Below are 23,442 nucleotides of genomic sequence, written 5' to 3'. Positions count from 1 at the left end.
GGTCAGCGCTGAATGTCGATCACCGACTCACCGGCCTTGACGTCGACGCCGGTCTTTGGCGTGACGGACGCGAAGGCCACTGTGTTCAGCACCGTCATCAATGTGGTGGTGCTGTATCCAGCTTCCTTAACCTTATCAAAGTCGACGACAACGAGGGTGTCCCCCGCGTTCACGTGTTCGTTGGCCTTGACCTTCACATCGAAGCCTTCGCCGTTCATCTTCACCGTGTCGATGCCGACGTGCACGAGCACTTCCACGCCATCATCGGTTTTGATGCCAAATGCGTGACCGGTTTCGGCGACAGTCTGCAGCACGCCGGATACCGGCGCTACGACAGTGCTGTCTGCCGGCTGGATGCCGACGCCTTCGCCTAGTGCGCGGGATGCAAACACCGGATCGCCGGTTTCGTCCAGGGAGATCACATGGCCTGCGACCGGAGCGTTCACTTCGTCGGTGGCGGCAGCAGCAGCCGGGGCTTCGGTCTTGGTAGCGGCAGCAGTGGCAGTCGCAGTGGCAGCAGCCGGAGCGGCGCCCTTGGCTTCGACCGACGAGACAGCGTCCTTCTGATTGGCGGACTTGCGGGCCAGCACTTCAGCCTTCTGCTCCGGAGTGCGGTAGTCGAAGGTGATGATCAGCAGGAAGGAGGTGAGGAAGGACACGGCGATGGACACTGCATACACCCACATCTGATTGAAGACCGGAATGGTCAGCAACGAGGTGAATGCGAAGGCAGTGGTGGTCACGCCATGCACGGTCTGGCCGGCGGCGGTGACGGACGGGAAGAGCCAACCAAGGATGGCGATGACGACGCCACCGAGACCGCAGCCCACCAGCATGCGCTTGTAGATGAGCTTGTAACGCAGGTGAATGCCGTACAGGGACGGTTCGGAAACGCCACCGAGCAGGCCGGCCGCGAGCGCACCCAGAGCGGTCTGGCGCATGTCCTTGTCCTTGTCACGCACAGCAAGGAAGAGCACACCAGCCGTAGCGCCGAAGCAGGCGAAGTTCCACACGCCCATCGGGCCTTGGATGAAGTCGTAACCGAGAGTCTGGATGTTCATGAGCATCAGGGCGTTGAGCGGCCAGTGCAAACCGAGCGGTACGAGGAACGGGTACAGCATCGGAATGATGATGGCGAAGATGAACGGAGCATGGGTGTTCATCCAGGCCAAGCCGACGCCGAGACCGTTGCCGACCCACACGCCAATCGGACCGATGATGAAGGCGGTCAGTGCGCCAACGATGATCAGGCAGAAGAACGGCACAAAGACCAGCTGGACGCTTTCGGGGATGATCCTCTTCAGCCCGTGGTAGACGAGAGCAAGTACGGCAGCCATGAGCAGCGGCACGAACACGTTGCCGGAATAGTCGCTCAATGCCATCGGCAGACCGAATATGCTGGCCGTGCAAGACTTAGTGCCCAGCGCGGCATTCTCCACGCACGTGGTGGTCTTGGCGTCCATCAAGCCGGTGAACTGCGGGGTCATGAGGATGGCCATGATGGCACCACCCAGCCATGGGTCGACCTTGAGCTTCTTGGCTGCGTTGTAGGCGACCATGATCGGCAGGAAGTAGAATACACCCTTCCAGATGGCTTTCACGAACACCCAGCCCGCGGAGGCTTCGTCATTCGGAATGACGTCCAGCGAAATAAGCAGGTTGATCAGCGCGATGATGATGGAAGCGCCGAGCAGCACGCCCAGAATCGGGCGGAAAGAATCGGCGAGATACTCGAAGAAGGAGTCCAGCCAGGCCACCTTGCCGCGGGCCTTGGAACGGGCTTCGGCCTTAACGTCGGCATTGCTCTTCTGACCATCGCCGGATGCGGAGGTACCGCCGACACTGGCCATTTCGGGCAGATGCATGATGTTTTCGTACACGGTGGCAACGCCACCGCCGATTACTACCTGAAAACGGTCACCGCTCTGCGGTACCGCACCGAGCACGCCTTGCATGTGCTCGAGACTGTTCTGATCGACCTTGGATGCATCGACCAATTCAAAGCGCAGTCGAGTGGCACAATGCGTCAGACTGCGAACGTTTTCATGACCACCGATTGCAGCGATGATCTGCGCTGCGAGTGAGTCAGCCATCCTGTTTTCCTTTCTTTCCCTTACAACCGATTCGATCCGAGCAACACTGCTTCGGGCAACAAAAAAGACCTGAGATATGACTATAGTTAAACCACATCTCAGGTCTTGCGTCATTATGTTGACTAGCAACCCTGCTTCAGTCGAATAGCATGGAACTATACACCATCATCTGACATTGCGCAAATCGACCGAAAGCACAATCCATCATTATCGAAAATACTTATATTTATATCTGAGCATGCAATAAATAGACAACGTATTCATCGCACATAATGGGACAATTACGCACATTCGCAGCAAAAGCGTGGCAGAATAGTGGCTATGGTTGCAAACAATGCGGGAATGCCCGCCACCCCAGCAGATTTAATCAATGTCAACGAGGTCATCGGCAAGTACTATGACGTCGTCCCCGACCCCAACGTTCCCGAGCAGCGTGTCTCCTTCGGCACCTCCGGCCACCGCGGATCGTCCCTGAAGACCTCGTTCAACGAGGCCCACATCGTCGCCATCACCCAGGCCATCGCCGAATACCGCAAAAAGGCCGGCGTGACCGGCCCGCTGTATATCGGCCGCGACACCCACGCCCTGTCCGAGCCGGCTTGGAAGACCGCCATCGAAGTGCTCGTCGCCAACGGCGTGACCGTGCGCATCGATTCGCGCGACGACTTCACCCCGACCCCGGTTGTGTCTCAGGCCATCCTGACCCACAACCGCGCAGCTGACGGTACCCAGCGCTTCACCGGCGAAGGTCTGGCCGACGGCATCGTCGTGACCCCGTCGCACAACCCGCCGACCGATGGCGGCTTCAAGTATGACCCGGTCACCGGCGGCCCGGCTCCGGCGGACGTCACCAACGCCATCGCCGACCGCGCCAACGAATTGCTCGGCGATTTCAAGAACATCAAGCGTGTTCCGTTCGAGCAGGCCGTCAAGTCCGACCTGGTCGAACGTTTCGACTTCCGTGAGCACTATGTCGCCGATCTGGAGAACGTCATCGACTTCGACGCAATCCGTTCCTCCGGCGTGCGCCTGGGCATCGACCCGCTCGGCGGCGCTTCCGTCAACTACTGGCCGCTGATGAACGAGAAGTTCAACCTGACCATCGACGTGGTGCGCCCGCAGGTCGACCCGACCTGGAGCTTCATGACCATCGACCACGACGGCAAGATTCGCATGGATCCGAGTTCACCGTACGCAATGAAGGGCCTCGTGGACTCCCTCAACAACGGCGCTTGGGACAAGTACGATCTGGTCGGCGGCACCGATCCGGATGCCGACCGCCACGGCATCGTATGCCCGAACTGGGGCGTCATGAATCCGAACCACTACATCGCCGTGTGCGTGGAGTATCTGTTCGGCGGCAATCGCCCGGGCTGGCCGGAAGGCGCCGGCATCGGCAAGACGCTGGTCTCCTCCTCCCTGATCGACCGCGTGGCCGCTTCCATCGACGCCAAGCTCGTTGAGGTTCCGGTCGGCTTCAAGTGGTTCGTTGATCCGCTGTTCAAGGGTGAAGTCGCCTTCGGCGGCGAAGAGAGCTCCGGCATGAGCTTCCTGCGCAAGGACGGCCGCGTGTGGACCACCGATAAGGACGGTCTGATCCCTGATCTGCTGGCTGCGGAAATCACCGCCAAGACCGGCAAGAACCCGGCACAGCTGCATCAGGAGCAGGTGGAGCGCTTCGGCGAAAGCTGGTACAAGCGTATCGACACGCCTACCACGCTGGAGCAGAAGCAGAAGTTCGCCAAGCTTTCCGGCGACGACGTTGCTGCCACCACGCTGGCCGGCGAAAACATCACCGCCAAACTCACCGAGGCTCCGGGCAACAACGCCAAGATCGGAGGCCTGAAGGTCACCACCGAGAACAACTGGTTCGCGGCACGCCCGTCCGGCACCGAAAACATCTACAAGGTGTACGCTGAGTCCTTCGAATCCCCGGAGGCTCTTGACAAGGTGCTCGCCGAAGCCACCGAAGTCGTGGACAAAGCCTTGGCCGAGTGATAATCGTCGAATCGGCATAATCCAGCCGTTCGCCAATCATTCGTAAAATCCATCGGGAAGCCCGCCTTCTTTTCGAGAAGAAGGTGGGCTTCTCGCATATCCAGCCAAATACAAATCAACCAAATACGAATCGCAATATGGCATGAAACGTCAAATTCTGGCATGAAGCGCACGCGACCGTCTTCCTACTGCCCCGCTTCGCATTCCGCTTGACTGATGACGACGCAACGCTCAGCCCAGAGGCCCCGCCAATCTGCATGGGAAATCTGCATGGGAGGTGAACAATGCGCATCGCCATCGTCGAAGACTATGACGCCGAACGCCAACCGATGGCCGTCATGTGCACGGAATATTTCAAACGAAGCCATGCAAACGGCATCACGGCACGACGTCGTTCGATTATGACGGCACACCGTTCCGCACTTCCGTCATGCTGTGTTTGGATGACTGACTGTTCGCCCGTCAGACGCGATTCGCTCCGTATGATAGGCGTCTTGCGGCTTTCGTAGGGTAGAGACATGACGATTACGGTTTCTACAGACGGTTCCGCTTTGGGTAATCCGAATGGTCCGATGGGTTGGGGTTGGGCCGATCACGAACTCGCGACGGGCGGCAAGCCGGGACACCACCATGAAGGTGATTGCGACGCCGGTGGAGCAACGAACGGCACCAACCAGATCGGCGAACTGTGCGCGGTGCTGGAGGCGTTGCGCGCGCATCCCGGTTCCGAACCGTTGGTGATCGAAACCGATTCGCAGTATGCGATCAACTGTTCCACCACGTGGGTACATGGCTGGAAGAAGAACGGCTGGAAGAACTCGCAGAAGAAGCCGGTGAAGAACGCGGATTTGATTCGCGCAATCGACGCCGAGATTTCCAAACGTCCTGGATCGGTGAAATTCGTATGGGTCAAGGGCCATGCCGGCAATGCGGGCAACGAGAAGGTGGATGAGCTTGCGCGCACTTATGCCGGCGATTGCCGTTCGAAGGTTCGCGAAGGATATCTTCCTTTGGAGGGCTGGCAATCGCTGCTGGCTTCCGAATACTCGCAAGGCACCGATGTTCCCGACGATGCTCAGATGCTGCTCGACGGCAAAATCACTTCGGACGAATACCATATCGGACGTGGACAGGGCGAATCCGCCGGCGGTTCTCCGACCGACGTTCTGATGGACGTGTCCGATCCGGAACCGCGGCCGCGTTCCATAGCGGACATGCTGGTGGAGTCCGAAGGATACCCCGCACCCGACGAGGCGACGTTGCCGTTGCCCCCAAACGGAATGACGGCAGAATCCGACAAAATGCTGGAACCGACCACCGTGCTTGCCACGACCGCATCCGACTCCACGCCATCCGACACCGCGACGTCCGACTCCACGCCATCCGACACCACTGCACCGCACAAATCGTATGCGGAAATGCTGATCAAAACGGATTATTTCCCGCGTGAAGACGCAGAAAATGCATCCGACGGAACGGCGCAGCCAACGCAATCCGAGCAATCGGCGACGCAGTCTGATGAAATCGTCGACTCCCTGAAATCACCAGAAACACAGGAATCGCAAGCAGGCGCACCACAATCGGCGACGCAACCGCAACAATCCCAGCAACCACGCCGGAAAAGCCCTTCGGGACTGTCGGTGTCGGGCACCATTCGTTTCACTCCCCCGCCAAATTCCAGTCCGACGTTCGACGGCGGACTCCGCCGTATTTGCGGCTACATCGCGGTGGAAGGGTATGTGCAGGGCGATGGCACACTGGTATTGGAGGACGCGCCGTTCGCAGTCAAACACAATTAGCGGAATCGCACACCGAAACCCATATCCCCATCCAAAAAAAGCGCGTGAAACACCTCGTGAAAACATTTGCCAGCAATTGATTGCACATCATCGGCCAAGACATGTCGACAAACGTACAAAAATCAACACATCCGATAATATGGAGACGGTCTTAACCCCATATCGAAGGAGGATCATGGACAAGGCACAGCAGGACGCATTGAAGAAAGCAGCCGGCATCGAAGCTGCCAAGCTGATTCAGAACGGCATGATCGCAGGTCTGGGCACCGGCTCGACCGTGCGTTTCCTGGTCGACGAGCTCGGTCGCCGCGTGCAGGAGGAAGGCCTGGAGTTCACCGGCGTGACCACTTCTCGCCGCACCCAGGAGCAGGCCGAAGGCTACGGCATCAAGATCGTCGACATCGATGACGTTGATCACATCGACGTGACCATTGACGGCGCCGACGAGGTCGACAAGAACTTCAACGGTATCAAGGGCGGCGGCGCTGCCCTGCTGTGGGAGAAGATCGTGGCCACCAACTCCAACAAGATCGTGTGGATCGTGGACGAATCCAAGGTCGTCGACACCATCGGCAAGTTCCCGCTGCCGGTCGAGGTGATTCCGTTCGGCGCGGGCCAGGTCGTCAAGAAGTTCGAATCCCGCGGCTACAAGCCGGTGCTTCGCCTCGACGCCGAAGGCCATCCGGTGCGTACCGACGAAAACAACTACGTGGTCGACCTGCACCTCGAATGCATCGAACACCCGGAAGCTCTGGCCGAAGACCTCATCAACACCGTCGGCGTGGTGGAGCACGGCCTGTTCCTGCACATGGTGGATCAGGTCATCGTAGGCGATCCGAACGGCCCGCGCGTGCTCACCAACTCCAACAAGTGAGATTAGAGCAGTAGAGGAAGTTCCGCGAACCCTTATGAGGCTGTGCGTTCACATCGAACGCACAGCCTCATTTGCATTTATTGACTTTGATGTTGCATTTTGCCTGTGACTTCGTTTTCGTGATTTTCGTTTATTTCCTTGAGATATGCAAAAATCCCGCATATCAGAAAAGATATGCGGGATTTTGTTTAAGCGACGCTTCAACCGCGCCTGAAGACTACTTGCGCTGGTGGCGAGTCTTACGAAGCAGTTTGCGGTGCTTCTTCTTGCTCATGCGCTTGCGGCGCTTCTTGATGACCGAGCCCATCTCAGCCTCCGTTCTTAAACTCAAAGGGTAAAAGTTTGCAACTTGCCCAATACTACACTGCTTCGGGGACGAACGCGCACAACCGCATTCACATGGTGGAAGCACGCACCTTCTTATTGGAAAATCAGATCAACCACAACCCTCATAGGACACGACAGAATTATGCGTGCATCATGCGAGTCTAGTATCCGACCACCAAATGTCACAGCGGAAACTGCTGGTAGAAGCGCTGCACCGAATCCTTGGCACCAGTGGCTTGGAACACCACGGTATCGTTACGCCAGACGGCAATGGCCTTGGTCTCATCGTTCGGATCGGTTTTGGCACTGTAGGAGCCGGTAGCCTCGCCGGAAACCTTCACATTGCCGCTGCCCAGCTCCTTGCCGGTCATGGCGCCGGTCAGATTGTCGTACTGGCTTTGCGCATCCTCGTCTTGGGACCACTGCGCCACTTCAAGAGTGACTTCCTGACCGTCCGTGCCAGTTGAATACGTCAACGTGTACTCCTCAACCGGAGACGCGCCACTCCAGGAAGTGCTGGCATCGGCCTTGGTACGTGCGAAATTCAGTACGGAATCAGGCATGGCCTTCAGCAGTTCGCTGGCACCATCCGGCAAAGCCACCGCGTCGATGGACGGCGTAGTCGGCTCAGAGGCATCCTGCGACGCTCCCTGAGAGGTAGTGGCGCCTTGGGATCCCGCCTCGTCACCCCTGTTCAACGCCCAGCCGGGCCAAATAAAAGCGGATACCAAAGCGAGTACAACCACCAAAGCGGCGGCAACGACAGCCACAATCAGCTTGCCATGGGAAGAGGAAGTTTGCGTATTAGACATGGCTGTTATTCTTTCACATCCGTAAGACGCTCAAAGCCGGGATACGCAATCACGCAGCACTCCCGCATCAACACCCCCCTTAACATCGCGGCGAACACTTGTCTCAAAATATCCGTATTGTCGGCGGTATGGCAAAGACGTCCTCGCAATTTGTATGTTCCGAATGCGGCTGGAACGGCCCGAAATGGCTGGGCCGATGCCCCGAATGCGGCCAGTGGGGCACCATCGAGGAATTTCATGAGGCCCGTCCCGCCGCTTCGAAACGCACCGCAGCCCCCGGGCGCACATCGCGCACGCAATCACATGCGGTGCCTGCTTCCGCCGCGAAGCCCATCACGGAAATCGGCACGGAAAACATTTCCAGAATCAGCACGGGTTTCACGGAATTCAACCGCATACTCGGCGGCGGCATTGTACCCGGCTCCGTAACGCTCATCGCAGGTGAACCGGGCATCGGCAAATCGACGCTGCTGCTGGAAACCGCCGGCAACGTGGCCCGTCTTTGCGCGGCACAACCGGAACGCAACACGGTGCTGTATATTTCCGGTGAGGAATCGCAAGCGCAGGTGCGCATGCGGGCCTCACGAATAGGCGCAGTCGAGCCGAATCTGCTACTGGCCGCCACCACCGACCTGTCGACCGTGCTTGGACTGATCGAGCAAAACAAGCCTGCGCTGGCCATCGTCGATTCCGCACAGACCATCGTCTCGCAGGAAGTCGACGGCATTTCTGGAGGGTCGACGCAGGTGCGCGAAGTGGCGAGCGCGCTGATCGACACCGCCAAAACGCTTGATATTCCGGTATTATTAGTCGGTCATGTCACCAAAGACGGCTCAATTGCCGGCCCACGCACGTTGGAACATCTCGTCGATGTGGTCTGCCAGTTCGAAGGGGATGCCGAAACCGCGCTTCGCATGCTGCGCGCGGTGAAGAATCGTTTCGGACCCACCGATGAGGTCGGCTGTTTCGATATGAGCGGCGAAGGCATCGAAGAGGTGACGGACCCGTCGGGGCTTTTTCTGTCGTCTTCCAATTCCGCCAATCCCACTCCGGTGGAGGGCACGTGCGTGACATTCACATTGGATGGGCATCGCAGTCTTCCCATCGAAGTGCAGTCGCTCGTCACCAAATCCGTGCTGCCGACGCCGAGACGTGCCGCGAATGGCGTGGACGCGAACCGCATCGCCATGCTGGTGGCGGTGCTGTACCGGCATGGCAACGTCAATCTTCTGGCAAACGACCTGTATATTTCCACGATCGCCGGCGGTCAGGCGCGCGAGCCGGGCTGCGATCTGGCGATTGTGGGCGCGTTGGCGAGCGCCGCGAAATCGAAGGCGATCAGTCGCACCACATGTGCGGTCGGTGAGATCTCGCTGACCGGGCAGGTGCGTCCGGTGCCGCGATTGGAATACCGGTTGCGAGAGGCGGCCCGTCTTGGCTTCACCACCGCTGTAGTGCCAACATTACGTAGGGAAATCGCGATTCCCGGATTGTCGATCGTTCAGGTCGACACATTGCAGGATGCGCTTGACGCCATGTTGCGATAGCACACCCTACATACCGTTTTCGCATGTGTACACGCGAAGCATATACATTATGCTTATGCAGCTGCAACGCAATGCGTGGGCAGAGAAGACGGATTAAGGAAAGGCGCTTGGCCCGATGCTGGTGGGCGAGGTGCTGAACATGGTGGCCGAACTCAAAGAGCAGGGCACCACGATCCTTATGACGACCCATGAAATGAGCTTCGCACATGAGGTCATGGATGAATCGCAAGATCCGGAAACAAAGGAATTCTTCTCTCATTTCCGCAATTAATCTTATGGTAATTCCATAATTATATAACACTATATTAGTAGGGTTCTTACGTAGATTCTCACGTAAGAACCCCGCTATTTTTTGAATACTGATACGAATTTATCGAAAATACCAGCATTCACTAATCACTGTCATTATCGTGATTATTATTGCGATTATTGCTGCGATTAGTATCAGGCAGTAATTCGCTTGGTCTCCTCGACATTGCGCTTCAGCTCGTCGACCAGATCCTGCGCAGAATCGAATTTGATTTGAGGACGCAGGAATCCTACGAATTCCACACGCACCTGATGATCGTACAAATCAAGCCAATCGTCGGTGATGGCGTAGGCCTCGACCACACGCTCATTCATGCCGGTCGCCTCGTTGAAGGTCGGCTTGGTGCCAATGGAAATCGCAGCGGGCCAACGATATGGCGAATGATCGGCAAGGCGGGCGTCAACGAAAGACGAGTCAAACTGTTGCGAAATACCATCGGACGCCGCTTCCGCATGGTCGCTCTCCGTAGTCTTCGCTCCCAAATCAACGAGCCAACCCGCATACACGCCGTCAACCGGCAGATAACCGGCAACATTGTCACTCAAATTCGCCGTCGGGAATCCAATGGTGCGTCCACGCTCCTCGCCGTGCACCACAATGCCTTCCACGGCGTGCGGATGCCCCAGAATCGCATCGGCGTCCTTGATGCGTCCCCGGCCAAGCAGGTAACGCACATTCGTGGAACTCCACACACGCACGAGCTTGGCTTGGTTCTTCTTGCTCCATGCGCGGCGTTCCGCCTTGGAAGCGCCTTCCAGCGGGTCTGCCGGCTCGCCATGGCCGGTCGGCGTAACCGGTTGGGCATTGGCTGGCACGCGGGTCTCTCCGGGACCTCGATCATCAACCACTTCAAGCTGGAACACACCAGTAGCGAGCGCGAGATCCTCAATGGCTTTCACGTCTCCGGCGCGATTCGCACCCATGGCCGCGTCGGAACCGAGCACCAAGGCGCGCATACCCAGCTTGCCGACCATCTGACCGAGGAAGAATCGGTATGATTTCGCCGCGAATGCCAGTGTGTAGTGCACGATGAGCGTGTAATCCACTCCCAGCTTGTTGATGGTGCGAAGACGCTCCTGCATGCTGGTGAGCGCTTGCGTGTCAGCCATACCGGTCGGCGGCTCCTGACCACCGTTCTTCGCCGCATAACCGTGTACCAAAGCGGGGCGTGGATCGAACAGCACCACCACGGAGAAGGACTGTTCCTTCTTGGCGACTTCCACCACGCGGCGAATCACCGCCTGATGGCCCTGATGCATGCCATCGAACGAACCGATGGTCACCACGGATTTCTTATCGTTGCTCAGTGTAGGCCAATCCACCATGCCACTGGCATCAGGCGTGAGCGTGATTGTCTTCATCATGTCCTTCTTGTGTATGGATTCGTGTCTGTAGTCTGATTGGATGGTTCAGTTGAATACCGCGACCGGTTTGGCCTCACCACGTTTCGCACGTTCAAGGATGGCGACCAAATCGTTGGTTTTCTCAACGTACGCCGCCGTGGTCGTATGTATGTCATGTGCGATTCTGCGTCCGAAACGCAAGTCGGCCGCCTCCTGCTCGCTGACGGCCAGCATACTCATGGAAGCCGCGGCACTGGCCACGGGATCTAGCGCATGATCGAGCGCATGATCGGCATCGTCAAGTACCGCACGATTGCGCGTCACTTCCGTGCCTTCACGATTGGTGAATGTTTTGGATTCAGCGTGGGCGCTCATGACGTTGGGCATATCCACCGAGAATCTGCCGACGCGCGTGCGTCTCAACATCGTCAGATGGCCTCCCAACCCGAGTTCCTCACCTAAATCGCGTGCGAGCGCGCGAATGTAGGTACCTGCGGAACAGGTCACGGTCACGTCGAGTTCCATAACGGGCTGCATGTCTTCATGCAGTGCGGTGTCGGCAATCCATCCATCGCCTGCCGTCTCGTCCACGATTGCGCCAGCAAGTTCCGCGCCGGCATGATCGCTATGCGTGTAGCCGTAACGCGCCTGCCGCACGTTGAACTCTTCGATGGTCACAGGGCGTGCCTTAAGCTCCACGTCCTTGCCTTCGCGCGCCAGATCGTAAGCGCGATGGCCGTTGACCTTAATGGCGGAGTAGACGTTCGGTACCTGTTCGATGCGCCCGGTGAACCGTTCTGCGATCAGCTGTTCCACAGCTTGACGCGAGGGAAAGCTCGCTGTCCGCTCCCCCGGCAGCAACTCGCCTTCGGCATCGTCCGTGGTGGTGCGCTGCCCAAGGCGAATGGTGGCCTCGTACGTTTTGTTATGGTCGACAATGTAGTTGAGCAGTCGCGTGGCATTGCCGAATCCGACCACCAGCACGCCGGTGGCCATCGGATCGAGCGTGCCCGCATGCCCGACTCGCTTCATATGCAGGGCGCCGCGTACGGCCGCGACCACGTCATGGCTGGTGACGCCCTGCGGCTTGTCGATGACCAGCAGACCGGAATGTTCAGGCTTCTTCGTCATCGTCCCAATCTTCGACTTCGACGTCGTCATCGTCGAAATCATCGTCAACATCCTCTTCCGGATGCTTGTACGGATCGGCCTCGCCCGCATACTGCGCGGTTTCGCGGGTCTTGGCGAGCTCTTCGTCACGCTTGCGCGCGATGGCGAGAATATCTTCGATCTCATGTGCTTCGCCTGGCACCTCGTCAAACACGAATTCGAGCTGCGGAGTCAGGCGTAAGCCGGCCTTAGTGCCCACGAGGGAACGCAGACGGCCTTTGGCCTGGTTCAACGCCTGCTGTGCGCGGCGACGTTCACCCTGCTCGTGTCCTTCACGGCCAAGCTGGGTCCAGTAGACCTTGGCGATCTGCAGATCATTGGTCACACGCACTTCGGTGATGGTCACGTTTGCGAGACGCTTGTCGTGCAGCTGCGCCTCCATGGAGGATGCGATCACACGTTGGATCAACGCCGCGATACGGGCGGCGCGAGGATTGGTTCCTGCCATTATCGTCCTTCAATCAGATAAATGTATCAGCTTAGTTCTTGAAATAAGTTCTTGTTGTATTGCGGAACGCCCGCAGCCGTATGTCAGCTGTGGGCGTTCCTTTCCTGTTATCGATCGCTGGTTCGAGTCAATCGGCTACTTACGTTCGATTTCCTGCATTTCGAAAGTCTCGATAATATCGCCAAGCTCGATATCGTTGAACGAACCGAGGTTGATACCCGCTTCGTAACCTTCCTTGACGGAAGTGACGTCGTCCTTGAAACGACGCAGCGAGGAGATCTCAAGATCGTTGACGGTTGCGATGCCGTTGCGCAGAATACGGCACTTCGTACCGCGCTTGACTTCGCCGTCCTGCACCATGACACCCGCGATGTTGCCGAACTTGGAGGAACGGAAGATTTCGCGGATCTCGGAGTGGGAGGTGACGACCTCTTCGAATTCCGGCTTGAGCATGCCCTTGAGGGATGCCTCGATGTCTTCGATGGCCTTGTAGATGATCGAGTAGTACTTGATTTCCACGCCTTCACGTTCGGCCAGATCCGCCACCTGACGGTTCGGGCGAACGTTGAAGCCGATAATGACGGCCTTGTCGACGGTAGCCAGGTTGACGTCGTTCTGGGTGATGGCGCCGACGCCGCGGTGGATCACCTGGATGCCGACCTCGTCGGACACTTCGATCTTCATCAAGGAATCTTCCAGCGCTTCGACAGAACCGGAGGAATCGCCCTTGATGACGATGTTGAGCATGTCGACTTCGGACTTGGCGAACTGCTCCTTGAGGCTTTCCAGAGACACGACCTTGCGACGCTTGGCCAGCTGGGCGGCACGTTCGGTGGCCTGACGCTTCTCGGCGATCTGGCGTGCGGTACGGTCGTCGGAGGCCACCAGGAACAGGTCGCCTGCGGTCGGCACGGAGGTCAAGCCAAGCACCTGCACCGGAGTGGACGGCGCGGCTTCCTTCATATGGTTGCCGTTCTCGTCAAGCATGGCGCGGACACGTCCGTAGGAGGTGCCAGCGACGATGGAGTCGCCGATGTGCAGCGTACCGGACTGAACAAGCACGGTCGCCACGGCACCACGGCCCTTGTCGAGTCGAGCTTCCACGGTGGCACCGCGAGCGTCCATATCCGGGTTGGCACGCAGATCAAGCTCAGCATCGGCGGTAAGAAGCACGGCTTCGAGCAGCTTGTCGACATTGGTGCCCTGCTTGGCGGAAATGTCGACGAACATGGTGCTGCCACCGTATTCTTCCGGCACGAGACCGTATTCGGTGAGCTGGCCGCGGACCTTGTCGGGGTTCGCTCCCGGCTTATCGATCTTATTGACGGCTACCACGATCGGCACGTTGGCTGCCTGCGCGTGGTTGATGGCTTCCACGGTCTGCGGCATCACGCCGTCATCCGCCGCGACCACAAGAATCGCGACGTCGGTGAGCTCGGCGCCACGGGCACGCATGGCGGTGAAGGCTTCGTGGCCTGGGGTATCAAGGAACGTGATCTTACGCGGTTCGCCCTCAAGATCGACGGTCACCTGGTATGCACCGATACGCTGGGTGATGCCACCGGCCTCACGTGCGATGACGTTGGTACGGCGGATGGTGTCGAGCAGTCGGGTCTTACCATGATCGACGTGGCCCATCACGGTAACGACCGGCGGACGCGGCTTCAGATCCTCATCCTCCTGCAGTTCTTCCTCATCCAAGTCGATGTCGAACTGCTGCAGCAGCTCCTTGTCTTCCTCTTCGGCAGACACGATCTTGATATCCCAGCCGATTTCCTCGCCGAGGATCTGGAAGGTGGACTCGTCCAAGGATTGGGTTGCCGTGGCCATCTCACCAAGATGGAAGAGCACGGTGACCAAAGCAGCCGGATTGACGTTGATCTTTTCGGCCAAATCGGCGAGGGATGCGCCCTGACGCAGACGAACGGTCTGGCCGTTGCCAGTAGGAATGCGCACGCCGCCGATGACCGGGGCCTTCATCTCCTGGAATTCCTGACGCTTTGCCAGACGATTCTTACGGGCCTTCGAGGACTTGCCGCCCTGACGTCCGAATGCGCCTGCAGCACCGCCGCGACCGCGACCGCCGCCGCGTGCTGGACCGTTGCTCGGAGCGCTATTACCGCCCTGGAAACCGCCGCCGTTGGCATTGGAACCGCCACCGAAACGGTTGCCACCGCCTGCAGGGCGCTGGCCGCCACCCTGCCCCGGACGATGCTGGCCCCACTGGCCCGGCTTCGCACCGGCGCCCTGACCCGGACGACCGCGGAAACCACCACGCTGGCCGCCACCCTGCCCCGGGCGGCCGCCACGACGGCCTTCGCCATTGTTGTTGGCGTTCGGACGGTTCATCGGATGCGGACGCGGAATGTCACCCGGTGTTGGGGTGTGCATGCCCTGCTTGCGGCTGAACGGATTGTTGCCCGGACGCGGACCCGGAGTGTGCGGCTTCGCACCATTGGCGGCATTGTTGCCATTGCCGCCCTGCGAAGCATTGGTATTGTTGCGCTGTGCGCGAGGTCCCGGAACCGGAGCTGGCTTGCCGCCCTGATGGCGTTCGCCCTGCGGACGTGGGGCGTTGCCGTTGGCGCGATTGCCATGCTGGCGGGAATCACCCGGACGAGGCATACGCTGCCCGGGCTTCGGAGCTTCGGACTTGGATGCGGTAGGACGTGCCGGCTTTGGAGCGGAAGGCTTTGCCGCGGATGCCGCGGGAGCAGCCGGGGTGGCGCGAGGCGCAGGAGTGGGCGAAGCTGCGGGGGCAGCCGGCTTCTTGGCCGGAGCCGCAGGCTTCTTGGATTCGGATGCGTTGCCCTTCGCGTTGGAAGCGAAAGCATTCCTCAGCTTACGGGCAACCGGAGGTTCAACGGTGGACGATGCAGACTTCACAAATTCGCCCATCGCCTCAAGTTTGTTCAAAACAGTCTTGCTGTCAACGCCAAGTTCCTTGGCAAGTTCATATACGCGTGCTTTCGGCACTCAATTTCTCCTATCTTGGGCCGCGCGCATACGAGCGCGACCGCTACTGATTCACGGCGAGCTTGTTCCTTCTCATCGTGCAACCATGTTCGTGATACCTCGTCTTTTCCCTGGGCATGACGGCATGAACCCCCACGCTTTGGATTATCGAGTCCAGCATACTCAAGCCCGTGGATTGAATCCCCACGGGCTTGCCGTTGCTGAAAGTGTTGGTTATTCGGCGGTTTCCTCGCTGGTCGAAGCCTGCGCTTCGGCCATCTTCTTGGCGTGTGCCTCGGCGGATTCGATGCCGATCTTCCATCCGGTCAGTTTGGCGGCCAAACGTGCGTTCTGGCCTTCCTTGCCGATGGCAAGAGACAGCTGATCATCATGGATGAAGGCGATTGCGGTCTGGTTCTTCTCGCTGATCACCTGCACACCGGTGGCGACCGCCGGAGACAGCGCCGCAGCGACGAACTTCGCCGGATCGGCAGACCAGTCGACGATATCAATCTTTTCCGGTCCGAGATTCTCCATCACCGCACGCACGCGAGCGCCGCCGGGGCCGATCAGGGCACCCTTCGGATTGACGCCTTCGGTATTAGCTCGTACCGCGATCTTGGTGCGGGCGCCGGCCTCACGAGCAATGGCCATAATCGACACGGCGCCGGAAACCAGTTCCGGAACCTCACGCTCGAACAGGCGGCGAACCAGCTCCGGATGGGAGCGGGACACTACGATTTCCGGTCCCTTGAGACCACGTGCAACATTCACCACATATACGCGAATGCGCTCACCGTGGCGGTAACGTTCTCCCGGCACCTGCTCACGGCGGGGCAGCAACGCTTCGACATCGCCAACGGCCACGTGCACATTGGAGGTATCCTTCACATCCTGCTGCACGATACCGGTGATCAGCTTGCCTTTCTGCCCTGAGAACGCGCCGAACACCTTGTCGTCCTCGGCCTTGCGGAACAGCTGGCCGATGACCTGACGCGCGGTGGCTGCGGCCAAGCGGCCAAAGTCACGCGGAGTGTCATCATATTCCTCGCCCAGAGTCGGCGCAGGGTAAGGATTATCCTCGGTCGGTTCGACCGGAATCTCATCCTGAGCCCAAACAGTAAAGCTTCCGGCACGCGGATCAAGCTCCACACGAGCATGCTTCGCCGCGTGCGGCGTTTTCAGATATGCCAGTCGCAACGCTTCCGAGAGTGCGGCATCCAGCGTCTCGGGATCGATTCCCTGCCCAGCTGCGAGCTGGTGCATTCCTGCCAGGTCCAGTTCCATACTTCCAAGACCTCCTATATGAAGTTATTCCGAGCGCTCGGCCCAATGGTCACAGTCGACTATTAGTCTAATATTTCATGCAGACACGTTCCCCTCTTTTCCCCTCGGTCTCGTCGACCTCAAGACGCGTCTGCGTCTTGGCATGCATAGGCTTGCTTGTAGCGTCTCTGACCGCCTGCTCCGCACCCCGAATCTCTGGCCGCGCCGAAGCGGAACAGCAGCCAAGTCCTTGCGAGAAGGCATATGCCGACGCGACTGCCAACGCCGATATCATGGCAGACAAGTCACGCCATATCGTCATGCGCTATCTCGCCGCACAGGAGGCGATTTCAGATTGGGCGAACACCGCTGCCTACTGCCCTGCACGGTTCGCCGACGGCACGTTGCGTAGCGCGCAGGCCCGTCACACTGCCCGTTTGATGGCGGCGCGACTTGCGATCAACATCGCACAGCCCACGCTGTCGCGTTGTGACGGCATCGATTCGTTTGATATTGACGCGGATTCGCTTTCCGCCATGTCCGTTGCGGAAGATCAGGCAGGATTTGCGATGGGGGTTTTCGCGGCACGTTCCGTCGGACATGCGACGCTCGATATCAGCGATCGTCATAAAACAACTTCGCAGCGACTGATTTCTTTCTCCGGAGCCAAAGACGATCGTGCGAAAACATATGATGTCACGCAACTGCTCGCCAATCCCAACACCATGGTGGATTCCACAACTGGATTGTTCGCACCGACCGACGCCGTCATTGAAATGAATTGCGCGCGCAGCGAAATCGCGGCCGTCGCATCAAGCTCGAATTCGACAGGTGACTCAGCACAATCCCGCATGACCGCAGAAAACTCTTCGGATGATTCAAGGCAACAGTCTCTGGGCGTACTTACCAGCATGATCGCCGACCGTGTGGATCTGGCTCTCACATGGGGCTATCCATCATTCGACGAGGCACTGTTCGAATAGCGCACATCAACACACATCAACACATGCGCCAATCCACGCAACAGTTCACGCGATACCCACGCAACCACGAGCCTGACAACGTGACGCATCATCCATGCAGCCAAGACACGCCGAACAATCGCGGACATCGCAAAAATCTCATAGCCGGATTTGACAATCGCCAAAGCTGTGGCAAAATAATAAAGTTGCTTGTTTTCAAGCGGCGCAGTGGATAAGTGTCCGAGCGGTCTAAGGAGCACGCCTCGAAAGCGTGTGAGGGCAACCCCCTCCGCGAGTTCGAATCTCGCCTTATCCGCAAGCAGAAAAACCGGAGCAATGGCGCTTCGGTTTTTTTATTGCTTACGGCCCTGTGGCACGTAGGAGCACATAGGAACCAAGGTTATTGCTTCAGGCGATTTGCAACTTTTATGCCTTCATTCATCGTCGCACACTTCTTCTACCCCTGAAAATGCATGCCCGTCTTAAGGCCGCTCAATCCTCGATAGAAGACGTACTGGCGTTCGATTACCCTAAAATGCAACGAATTATTACGATTGCGTCTCGGTCACGGACTCGTGAGAACGACGTAACGTCGTCATGGCATTTCGCATGATTCTCGTGTTCTTTTCGAACTATATCTCGTTTTCCGTTTTTCTTGCGATTGCTTGATGCAGTTTTGCGATGCGATATCTGGTGCGATCGTATAGTGCGATCTTCTGTGCTGCTATACAGTATGTGCTCTTACAAAGTGCGCTTCGCACGAATCGCTTCGGCACGAATCGCCAACTGGTCGTCTTTCGGATATTCGATATGTTCGAGCGTCAATCCTTGCGGAGCGATCGGGCCGGTGCTGCCTTCACGCAACGGCGTCACCATTTTTCCGGCGAACCAATCCAAGGAACGTTTGCCGATACCGACCTGTACGCAACCGTTAACCAACGAACGCACCATATTGCGTGCGAATGCGTCGGCGACGATGGTGAAGCAGAGCAGTCCCGATTCCAAGGCGGGCGTTCGGTACCGCTCCCCCATGGTGGCTCCGTCGTCGATAAGCGGATGCTGCGGTATGCGCCTCCAATACGCGGTTTTGACCTCGCGTATGGTGGTTCCTCCCGGATTGGGAGTTGCGAACGAGCCGAAATCATGCAGACCGATCGTCATTTCAGCAGCCTTGTTCATGGCTTCGATGTCGAGATCATCGTCGATATGAAGCACGCAATTTCTGGTACGTGGATCGATTTCGCTTGATCGGTCGGCAATGCGATATACGTAGGTGCGTTCCAGCGCGGAAAAACGTGCGTCGAATCCTTTAGAAGCCTCTTTGATGGAACGAATGGCAATATCGTTCGGCAGCATGCGTTGCAGTCGTCGCGTCAACGCCATCGCCGGTTCGACCTGCATATGCCCGACGCAACGTGCAAGTGTCTCTTCATTGATATCGAGATGGCAAACTTGGTGCGACGCGTGCACGCCGGTATCGGTACGACCTGCGACGGTCAGGCGCAACGGCTCGTCGTCGTCGCCTTCCGGCACCCGCAGAATGGTATGCAGCACCCGTTCGATCTCACCTTGCACGGTGCGCATGTCAGGCTGTTTCGCCCATCCGTAAAAATCGGTGCCGTCATATGCCAAGTCGATACGTAATCTCACGGCAATGAGCATAACAAAAGGCGCATAACAACACATGGCAACACATAACAACACATAACAAAAAGGCTGGAAACCTTTCGATTCCCAGCCTTCTGTATCAGCTAGTCAAGCCTGCTTGATGCCAATCACTCGGCGTTCTCTGCGGTGGCTTCCGGAGCCTCAACCGGTGCCTCTTCGACAACCGGAGCTTCTTCAGCGGCAACCTTGGTTGCAGCTTCGGCTTCCTTGACCACAGCCTGCTTCGGGCTCACCGGCTCGGTGACGAGCTCGATGACGGCTGCCGGAGCGGCATCGCCGCGACGCGGAGCGATCTTAACGATGCGGGTGTAGCCACCCTCACGCTGCTCCATCTGCTCGGCGATCTCGGTGAACAGCTTGTGCACGACGGACTTGTTGCGGATGACACGCATCACGCGACGGCGGCTGTGCAGATCACCACGCTTGGCGAGCGTGATCAGGCGCTCAGCCAGCGGACGAAGGCGCTTGGCCTTCGGCAGGGTGGTGGTGATGCGGCCGCGCTGGAACAGGCTGGTAGCCATGTTCGCGAGCATAAGACGCTCATGAGCCGGGCTGGAGGCCAGACGCGGACCCTTCTTTGGTGTAGGCATTGTTTCTCCTTGAAAGCCCCGTCGGATTCAGGTGGGCAGTCGCCCGAACATCCGAATCCGACGAAGCGGTTAGGTCAAAAGCGGCGAATCACTCGTCTTCCGGCGAGAAGAAAGTGCCACCTTCGAGGTTGTTGGTATCGAAGTTGCCCAGCGGGGAAGCCTTGAGAGCCAGACCCAAGGACTGGAGCTTTTCCTTGACTTCGTCGATGGACTTCATACCGAAATTGCGGATGTCGAGCAGATCCTGCTCAGTGTGGGCGACCAGCTCGCCGATCGTGTGGATGCCTTCACGCTTCAGGCAGTTGTAGCTGCGCTGGGTGAGGTTGAGATCCTCGATCGGAACGGCCATCTCCGGGTTGGTTTCCTCTGCCACCGGGGCAGGTCCAACTTCGACGCCCTCAGCCTGGGTATTGAGCTCGCGGCACAGGCCGAAGAGCTCCACCAAGGTGGAGCCTGCGGATGCGACTGCATCGCGCGGGGAGATTGCCGGCTTGGTCTCCACGTCCAGGATGAGCTTGTCGAAGTCAGTGCGCTGTTCAACGCGGGTGGCTTCCACACGATAGCTCACCTTGAGCACCGGGGAGTAAATCGAGTCGACCGGAATACGACCGATCTCGGCGTTATCCTGCTTGTTCATCTGGGCAGGCACATAACCACGACCACGCTCGACGGTGAACTCGATTTCGAGTTCCCCATCTTCCGCGAGGGTTGCGATATGCATATCCGGGTTGGCGATGGTGACGCCGGCCGGAGGGGTGATGTCACCCGCGGTGGCCTCGCCCTTGCCGCTCTTGCGCAGATACATGACAACCGGCTCATCGTATTCGCTGGTGAGCACGATGCCCTTGATGTTCAGCAGGATCTCGGTAACGTCCTCTTCAACACCCGGCAGAGTGGTGAACTCGTGCGGGACGCCGGAGATACGCACCGAAGTCACAGCCGCTCCAGGGATGGAGCTCAGGAGGGTGCGGCGCAGCGAGTTGCCAAGCGTGTAACCGAAACCAGGCTCGAGAGGCTCGATGGTGAAGCGGGAACGCTGAGGGTTGAGAGATTCCTCGGTAAGTGTCGGACGCTGTGCGATAAGCACTGTGGTTATCCTTTCAGCTTCAGGCCGGTGGTGCACTCACCGGCCATAAGCGGCGTTGGATTGATGATTTTTTCTAGTGCTCAGACGCGACGGCGCTTCGGAGGACGAACGCCGTTGTGTGCCTGCGGGGTGACGTCGGTAATGGAACCGACTTCGAGTCCGGCGGACTGCAGGGAACGGATAGCGGTTTCACGACCGGAACCCGGACCCTTTACGAACACGTCGACCTTCTTCAGACCGTGCTCCATAGCCTTGCGGGCTGCGGATTCAGCGGCCATGCCAGCGGCGTACGGCGTAGACTTACGGGAGCCCTTGAAGCCGACATCGCCACCGGACGCCCAGGACACAACTGCGCCGGACGGGTCGGTGATCGAAATGATGGTGTTGTTGAAAGTGGACTTGATGTGCGCCTGCCCAACCGGGACCGACTTACGGTCGCGGCGACGCGGCTTGCGCGCGGCTTGCTTTTGAGCTGCCATTGACCCTCGTTTCCTAATAACGAATTTGCTTTTTTGTTCAGGCGATGAAACTTACGTCTCGTGGTCTGAACTGACAGCCACCGATTACTTGGTGGCCTTCTTCTTTCCGGCGACCGTACGCTTCGGTCCCTTGCGGGTGCGCGCATTGGTCTTGGTGCGCTGACCGCGCACAGGAAGTCCCTTACGGTGACGCTGGCCTTGGTAGCAGTTGATCTGAATCTTACGACGGATATCCGCATCGATTTCACGACGCAGATCACCCTCGATCTTATAGTTACCCTCGAGGTAGTCACGCAGCGTGATCAGCTGCTCATCCGTCAGATCCTTGACGCGAATATCCGGGTTGATACCGGTCGCGGCAAGCGTTTCCTTGGCACGAGTGCGACCCACACCAAAGATGTAGGTGAGGGCGATCTCGATGCGCTTCTCATTGGGGATGTCGACTCCGGCAAGACGTGCCATTGCGATTCCTTCTGTTTTCCGCAGGTCTTGCACCGAGTCGTCCGGTTTCCCGGCCCGGGCCTGCGTACCCGGGGTTCATATCGCTTGCGCGATCTGTGACTCAGCGCCTGTACTTATTGTGCCGCTGGATCTACTCTCAGCCCTGACGCTGCTTGTGGCGCGGGTTGACGCAGATCACCATGACGCGGCCGTGACGACGGATCACGCGGCAATTCTCGCAGATCCTCTTCACACTAGGGCTGACCTTCATGGTTTTCCTTTGCTTATGTACCTTACTTGTAACGGTACGTAATACGGCCGCGGTTCAGATCGTAGGGGCTCATTTCAAGCACAACACGATCCTGCGGCAGAATGCGGATGTAGTTCTTCCTCATCTTGCCCGAGATGGTTGCGAGCACGATATGCTTGTTCTCGAGTTCAACGCGGAACATCGCGTTCGGCAGTGCTTCCACTACCTGTCCTTCGACTTCAATCACACCGTCTTTAGCCATGAGCCTCGTTCCGTTCTTTGGCGATTACTATGAGTGCCCGAAGACACACCAACTTGCAAGAATACACGAAAACGGGAATTACGGCACGTTCGGCGTGTCGCAATTCCCGTTTTTGATCGACTTATGGTATTTTATTGGGCTTTCTTATCTATGCATATGATTCGAATCAGCCCAATCCTCAGCTATTTTAGCTATTTCAGCCGAGTTCAGCCACGATGGTGGACTGGATCTCTTCGATGGAACCGACGCCGTTGAAGGTCTTCAGCAGGCCACGCTCTTCGTAGGTTGCCAGCAGCGGAGCGGTTTCCTTGGCATACACGTCGAGGCGCTTGGCGATTGCTTCCGGAGTGTCGTCGGAGCGTCCTTCGATCTCGGCGCGCTTCTTCATGCGCTCCATAAGCACGTCATGGTCGGCGTCGAGAGCCACCACGGCGTCCAGCGGAGTGTTCAGATCGGCAAGGATGGCATCCAGCGCTTCGACCTGGGAGGCGTTGCGCGGGTAGCCATCGAGAATCCAACCGTTCTTGGCATCGTCCATGGCCAAGCGATCCTTGACGATCTTGTTGGTCAGCTCGTCAGGAACCAGTTCGCCCTTATCGATGTATTTCAGCGCCTCAACGCCAAGCTCAGTCTTGTTCTTGATGTTGTAGCGGAAGATATCGCCGGTGGAGATTGCCGGAATACCGTAGTGTTCGCTCAGCAGAGCAGCCTGAGTGCCCTTGCCGACGCCCTGAGGTCCCATGATCAGCAGTCGCATATTG

The 23,442-nt window shown here is 58.2% G+C and carries 21 protein-coding genes, 1 tRNA gene and 1 pseudogene; 7 read left to right on the top strand and 16 right to left on the bottom strand.

Going from position 1 to position 23,442, the window contains the following annotated elements:
• Positions 1 to 2: 2 nt before the first annotated feature.
• Positions 3 to 2,093 carry a glucose PTS transporter subunit IIA gene (locus tag WMO36_RS00955; RefSeq protein ID WP_349076447.1) on the bottom strand — a complete coding sequence of 697 codons (2,091 nt, stop codon included), beginning with the start codon at positions 2,091 to 2,093 and terminating at the stop codon, positions 3 to 5.
• A 321-nt stretch (positions 2,094 to 2,414) separates the two neighbouring features.
• Between WMO36_RS00955 and pgm the strand changes: the two genes are divergently transcribed.
• The 3 genes from pgm to rpiA all read left to right on the top strand — a co-directional run bounded on the left by pgm (position 2,415) and on the right by rpiA (position 6,764).
• Complete coding sequence (gene pgm / locus WMO36_RS00950; RefSeq protein ID WP_302146347.1) at positions 2,415 to 4,091, top strand: phosphoglucomutase (alpha-D-glucose-1,6-bisphosphate-dependent); 1,677 nt, start codon at positions 2,415 to 2,417, stop codon at positions 4,089 to 4,091.
• Positions 4,092 to 4,609: 518 nt separating this feature from the next.
• A complete protein-coding gene (locus WMO36_RS00945; RefSeq protein WP_271724524.1) occupies positions 4,610 to 5,890 on the top strand; it encodes a ribonuclease H family protein in 1,281 nt (426 codons plus the stop codon).
• A gap of 175 nt (positions 5,891 to 6,065) precedes the next feature.
• The gene (rpiA, locus tag WMO36_RS00940; RefSeq protein WP_316103901.1) at positions 6,066 to 6,764 is read left to right on the top strand and encodes a ribose-5-phosphate isomerase RpiA; all 699 of its coding nucleotides are present in this window, start codon (positions 6,066 to 6,068) and stop codon (positions 6,762 to 6,764) included.
• A 217-nt stretch (positions 6,765 to 6,981) separates the two neighbouring features.
• On the opposite strand, the gene WMO36_RS00935 is transcribed toward rpiA, so the two are convergent.
• Complete coding sequence (locus WMO36_RS00935) at positions 6,982 to 7,071, bottom strand: 30S ribosomal protein bS22 (RefSeq protein ID WP_004268639.1); 90 nt, start codon at positions 7,069 to 7,071, stop codon at positions 6,982 to 6,984.
• 202 nt (positions 7,072 to 7,273) lie between these two features.
• The gene (locus WMO36_RS00930; RefSeq protein WP_349076443.1) at positions 7,274 to 7,903 is read right to left on the bottom strand and encodes a hypothetical protein; all 630 of its coding nucleotides are present in this window, start codon (positions 7,901 to 7,903) and stop codon (positions 7,274 to 7,276) included.
• Between the two features lie 128 nt (positions 7,904 to 8,031).
• Here WMO36_RS00930 and radA point away from each other — a divergent pair, with 128 nt between their 5' ends.
• Positions 8,032 to 9,450, top strand: a complete 1,419-nt coding sequence (gene radA / locus WMO36_RS00925) for a DNA repair protein RadA (RefSeq protein ID WP_250778993.1) — start codon at positions 8,032 to 8,034, stop codon at positions 9,448 to 9,450.
• Positions 9,451 to 9,553: 103 nt separating this feature from the next.
• Positions 9,554 to 9,721 (top strand): annotated as a pseudogene (locus tag WMO36_RS00920) (peptide ABC transporter ATP-binding protein); the annotation flags it as partial.
• Between the two features lie 173 nt (positions 9,722 to 9,894).
• Here the strand turns inward: WMO36_RS00920 and ribF are convergent.
• The 5 genes from ribF to nusA all read right to left on the bottom strand — a co-directional run bounded on the left by ribF (position 9,895) and on the right by nusA (position 16,963).
• Positions 9,895 to 11,121: a bifunctional riboflavin kinase/FMN adenylyltransferase gene (ribF, locus tag WMO36_RS00915; protein WP_349076534.1), complete on the bottom strand. Its 1,227-nt coding sequence runs from the start codon at positions 11,119 to 11,121 to the stop codon at positions 9,895 to 9,897.
• Between the two features lie 48 nt (positions 11,122 to 11,169).
• On the bottom strand, positions 11,170 to 12,234 hold the full coding sequence (gene truB / locus WMO36_RS00910; RefSeq protein WP_302146338.1) for a tRNA pseudouridine(55) synthase TruB: 1,065 nt from the start codon (positions 12,232 to 12,234) through the stop codon (positions 11,170 to 11,172).
• Positions 12,218 to 12,721, bottom strand: coding sequence for a 30S ribosome-binding factor RbfA (gene rbfA / locus WMO36_RS00905; RefSeq protein WP_271724522.1), 504 nt, complete (start codon positions 12,719 to 12,721; stop codon positions 12,218 to 12,220). Before rbfA ends, truB begins: the two co-directional genes overlap by 17 nt.
• Before the next feature lie 135 nt (positions 12,722 to 12,856).
• The gene (gene infB, locus WMO36_RS00900; RefSeq protein WP_349076438.1) at positions 12,857 to 15,697 is read right to left on the bottom strand and encodes a translation initiation factor IF-2; all 2,841 of its coding nucleotides are present in this window, start codon (positions 15,695 to 15,697) and stop codon (positions 12,857 to 12,859) included.
• Positions 15,698 to 15,910: 213 nt separating this feature from the next.
• Positions 15,911 to 16,963, bottom strand: a complete 1,053-nt coding sequence (gene nusA, locus WMO36_RS00895; protein WP_099570951.1) for a transcription termination factor NusA — start codon at positions 16,961 to 16,963, stop codon at positions 15,911 to 15,913.
• 152 nt (positions 16,964 to 17,115) lie between these two features.
• On the opposite strand from nusA, the gene WMO36_RS00890 reads away from it, so the two are divergent.
• Together WMO36_RS00890 and WMO36_RS00885 are read left to right on the top strand one after the other, a co-directional pair.
• On the top strand, positions 17,116 to 17,925 hold the full coding sequence (locus tag WMO36_RS00890) for a hypothetical protein (RefSeq protein ID WP_349076435.1): 810 nt from the start codon (positions 17,116 to 17,118) through the stop codon (positions 17,923 to 17,925).
• Positions 17,926 to 18,134: 209 nt separating this feature from the next.
• Positions 18,135 to 18,220 (top strand) — tRNA-Ser (locus tag WMO36_RS00885).
• A 425-nt stretch (positions 18,221 to 18,645) separates the two neighbouring features.
• Here the strand turns inward: WMO36_RS00885 and truA are convergent.
• The 8 genes from truA to WMO36_RS00845 all read right to left on the bottom strand — a co-directional run bounded on the left by truA (position 18,646) and on the right by WMO36_RS00845 (position 23,438).
• Positions 18,646 to 19,566, bottom strand: coding sequence for a tRNA pseudouridine(38-40) synthase TruA (gene truA, locus WMO36_RS00880; RefSeq protein ID WP_099570954.1), 921 nt, complete (start codon positions 19,564 to 19,566; stop codon positions 18,646 to 18,648).
• A gap of 113 nt (positions 19,567 to 19,679) precedes the next feature.
• A complete protein-coding gene (rplQ, locus tag WMO36_RS00875; protein WP_099570955.1) occupies positions 19,680 to 20,162 on the bottom strand; it encodes a 50S ribosomal protein L17 in 483 nt (160 codons plus the stop codon).
• 88 nt (positions 20,163 to 20,250) lie between these two features.
• The gene (locus WMO36_RS00870; RefSeq protein WP_003835980.1) at positions 20,251 to 21,249 is read right to left on the bottom strand and encodes a DNA-directed RNA polymerase subunit alpha; all 999 of its coding nucleotides are present in this window, start codon (positions 21,247 to 21,249) and stop codon (positions 20,251 to 20,253) included.
• An 80-nt stretch (positions 21,250 to 21,329) separates the two neighbouring features.
• Complete coding sequence (gene rpsK, locus WMO36_RS00865; protein ID WP_003808141.1) at positions 21,330 to 21,728, bottom strand: 30S ribosomal protein S11; 399 nt, start codon at positions 21,726 to 21,728, stop codon at positions 21,330 to 21,332.
• A gap of 84 nt (positions 21,729 to 21,812) precedes the next feature.
• Positions 21,813 to 22,190: a 30S ribosomal protein S13 gene (rpsM, locus tag WMO36_RS00860; protein ID WP_003808138.1), complete on the bottom strand. Its 378-nt coding sequence runs from the start codon at positions 22,188 to 22,190 to the stop codon at positions 21,813 to 21,815.
• Between the two features lie 136 nt (positions 22,191 to 22,326).
• Complete coding sequence (gene rpmJ / locus WMO36_RS00855) at positions 22,327 to 22,440, bottom strand: 50S ribosomal protein L36 (RefSeq protein WP_003808136.1); 114 nt, start codon at positions 22,438 to 22,440, stop codon at positions 22,327 to 22,329.
• A 22-nt stretch (positions 22,441 to 22,462) separates the two neighbouring features.
• Entirely contained in the window at positions 22,463 to 22,681 is a 219-nt protein-coding gene (gene infA, locus WMO36_RS00850) for a translation initiation factor IF-1 (RefSeq protein WP_003808114.1), read from the bottom strand.
• A gap of 196 nt (positions 22,682 to 22,877) precedes the next feature.
• A complete protein-coding gene (locus WMO36_RS00845) occupies positions 22,878 to 23,438 on the bottom strand; it encodes an adenylate kinase (RefSeq protein ID WP_302146327.1) in 561 nt (186 codons plus the stop codon).
• Positions 23,439 to 23,442 lie beyond the last annotated feature (4 nt).

This window comes from Bifidobacterium hominis (assembly GCF_040095915.1).
In the GTDB taxonomy this organism is placed as follows: domain Bacteria; phylum Actinomycetota; class Actinomycetes; order Actinomycetales; family Bifidobacteriaceae; genus Bifidobacterium; species Bifidobacterium hominis.
The sequence above is the reverse complement of the archived record's forward strand: the minus strand, read 5'-3'. Positions and strand labels throughout refer to the sequence as shown.

Bases quoted from the DNA above. Each gene is read 5' to 3' on its own strand.
- WMO36_RS00955 (WP_349076447.1), bottom strand. From the start codon at position 2,093: ATGGCTGACTCACTCGCAGCGCAGATCATCGCTGCAATCGGTGGTCAT.
- pgm (WP_302146347.1), top strand. From the start codon at position 2,415: ATGGTTGCAAACAATGCGGGAATGCCCGCCACCCCAGCAGATTTAATC.
- WMO36_RS00945 (WP_271724524.1), top strand. From the start codon at position 4,610: ATGACGATTACGGTTTCTACAGACGGTTCCGCTTTGGGTAATCCGAAT.
- rpiA (WP_316103901.1), top strand. From the start codon at position 6,066: ATGGACAAGGCACAGCAGGACGCATTGAAGAAAGCAGCCGGCATCGAA.
- WMO36_RS00935 (WP_004268639.1), bottom strand. From the start codon at position 7,071: ATGGGCTCGGTCATCAAGAAGCGCCGCAAGCGCATGAGCAAGAAGAAG.
- WMO36_RS00930 (WP_349076443.1), bottom strand. From the start codon at position 7,903: ATGTCTAATACGCAAACTTCCTCTTCCCATGGCAAGCTGATTGTGGCT.
- radA (WP_250778993.1), top strand. From the start codon at position 8,032: ATGGCAAAGACGTCCTCGCAATTTGTATGTTCCGAATGCGGCTGGAAC.
- ribF (WP_349076534.1), bottom strand. From the start codon at position 11,121: ATGAAGACAATCACGCTCACGCCTGATGCCAGTGGCATGGTGGATTGG.
- truB (WP_302146338.1), bottom strand. From the start codon at position 12,234: ATGACGAAGAAGCCTGAACATTCCGGTCTGCTGGTCATCGACAAGCCG.
- rbfA (WP_271724522.1), bottom strand. From the start codon at position 12,721: ATGGCAGGAACCAATCCTCGCGCCGCCCGTATCGCGGCGTTGATCCAA.
- nusA (WP_099570951.1), bottom strand. From the start codon at position 16,963: ATGGAACTGGACCTGGCAGGAATGCACCAGCTCGCAGCTGGGCAGGGA.
- truA (WP_099570954.1), bottom strand. From the start codon at position 19,566: ATGCTCATTGCCGTGAGATTACGTATCGACTTGGCATATGACGGCACC.
- rplQ (WP_099570955.1), bottom strand. From the start codon at position 20,162: ATGCCTACACCAAAGAAGGGTCCGCGTCTGGCCTCCAGCCCGGCTCAT.
- rpsK (WP_003808141.1), bottom strand. From the start codon at position 21,728: ATGGCAGCTCAAAAGCAAGCCGCGCGCAAGCCGCGTCGCCGCGACCGT.
- rpsM (WP_003808138.1), bottom strand. From the start codon at position 22,190: ATGGCACGTCTTGCCGGAGTCGACATCCCCAATGAGAAGCGCATCGAG.
- rpmJ (WP_003808136.1), bottom strand. From the start codon at position 22,440: ATGAAGGTCAGCCCTAGTGTGAAGAGGATCTGCGAGAATTGCCGCGTG.
- infA (WP_003808114.1), bottom strand. From the start codon at position 22,681: ATGGCTAAAGACGGTGTGATTGAAGTCGAAGGACAGGTAGTGGAAGCA.
- WMO36_RS00845 (WP_302146327.1), bottom strand. From the start codon at position 23,438: ATGCGACTGCTGATCATGGGACCTCAGGGCGTCGGCAAGGGCACTCAG.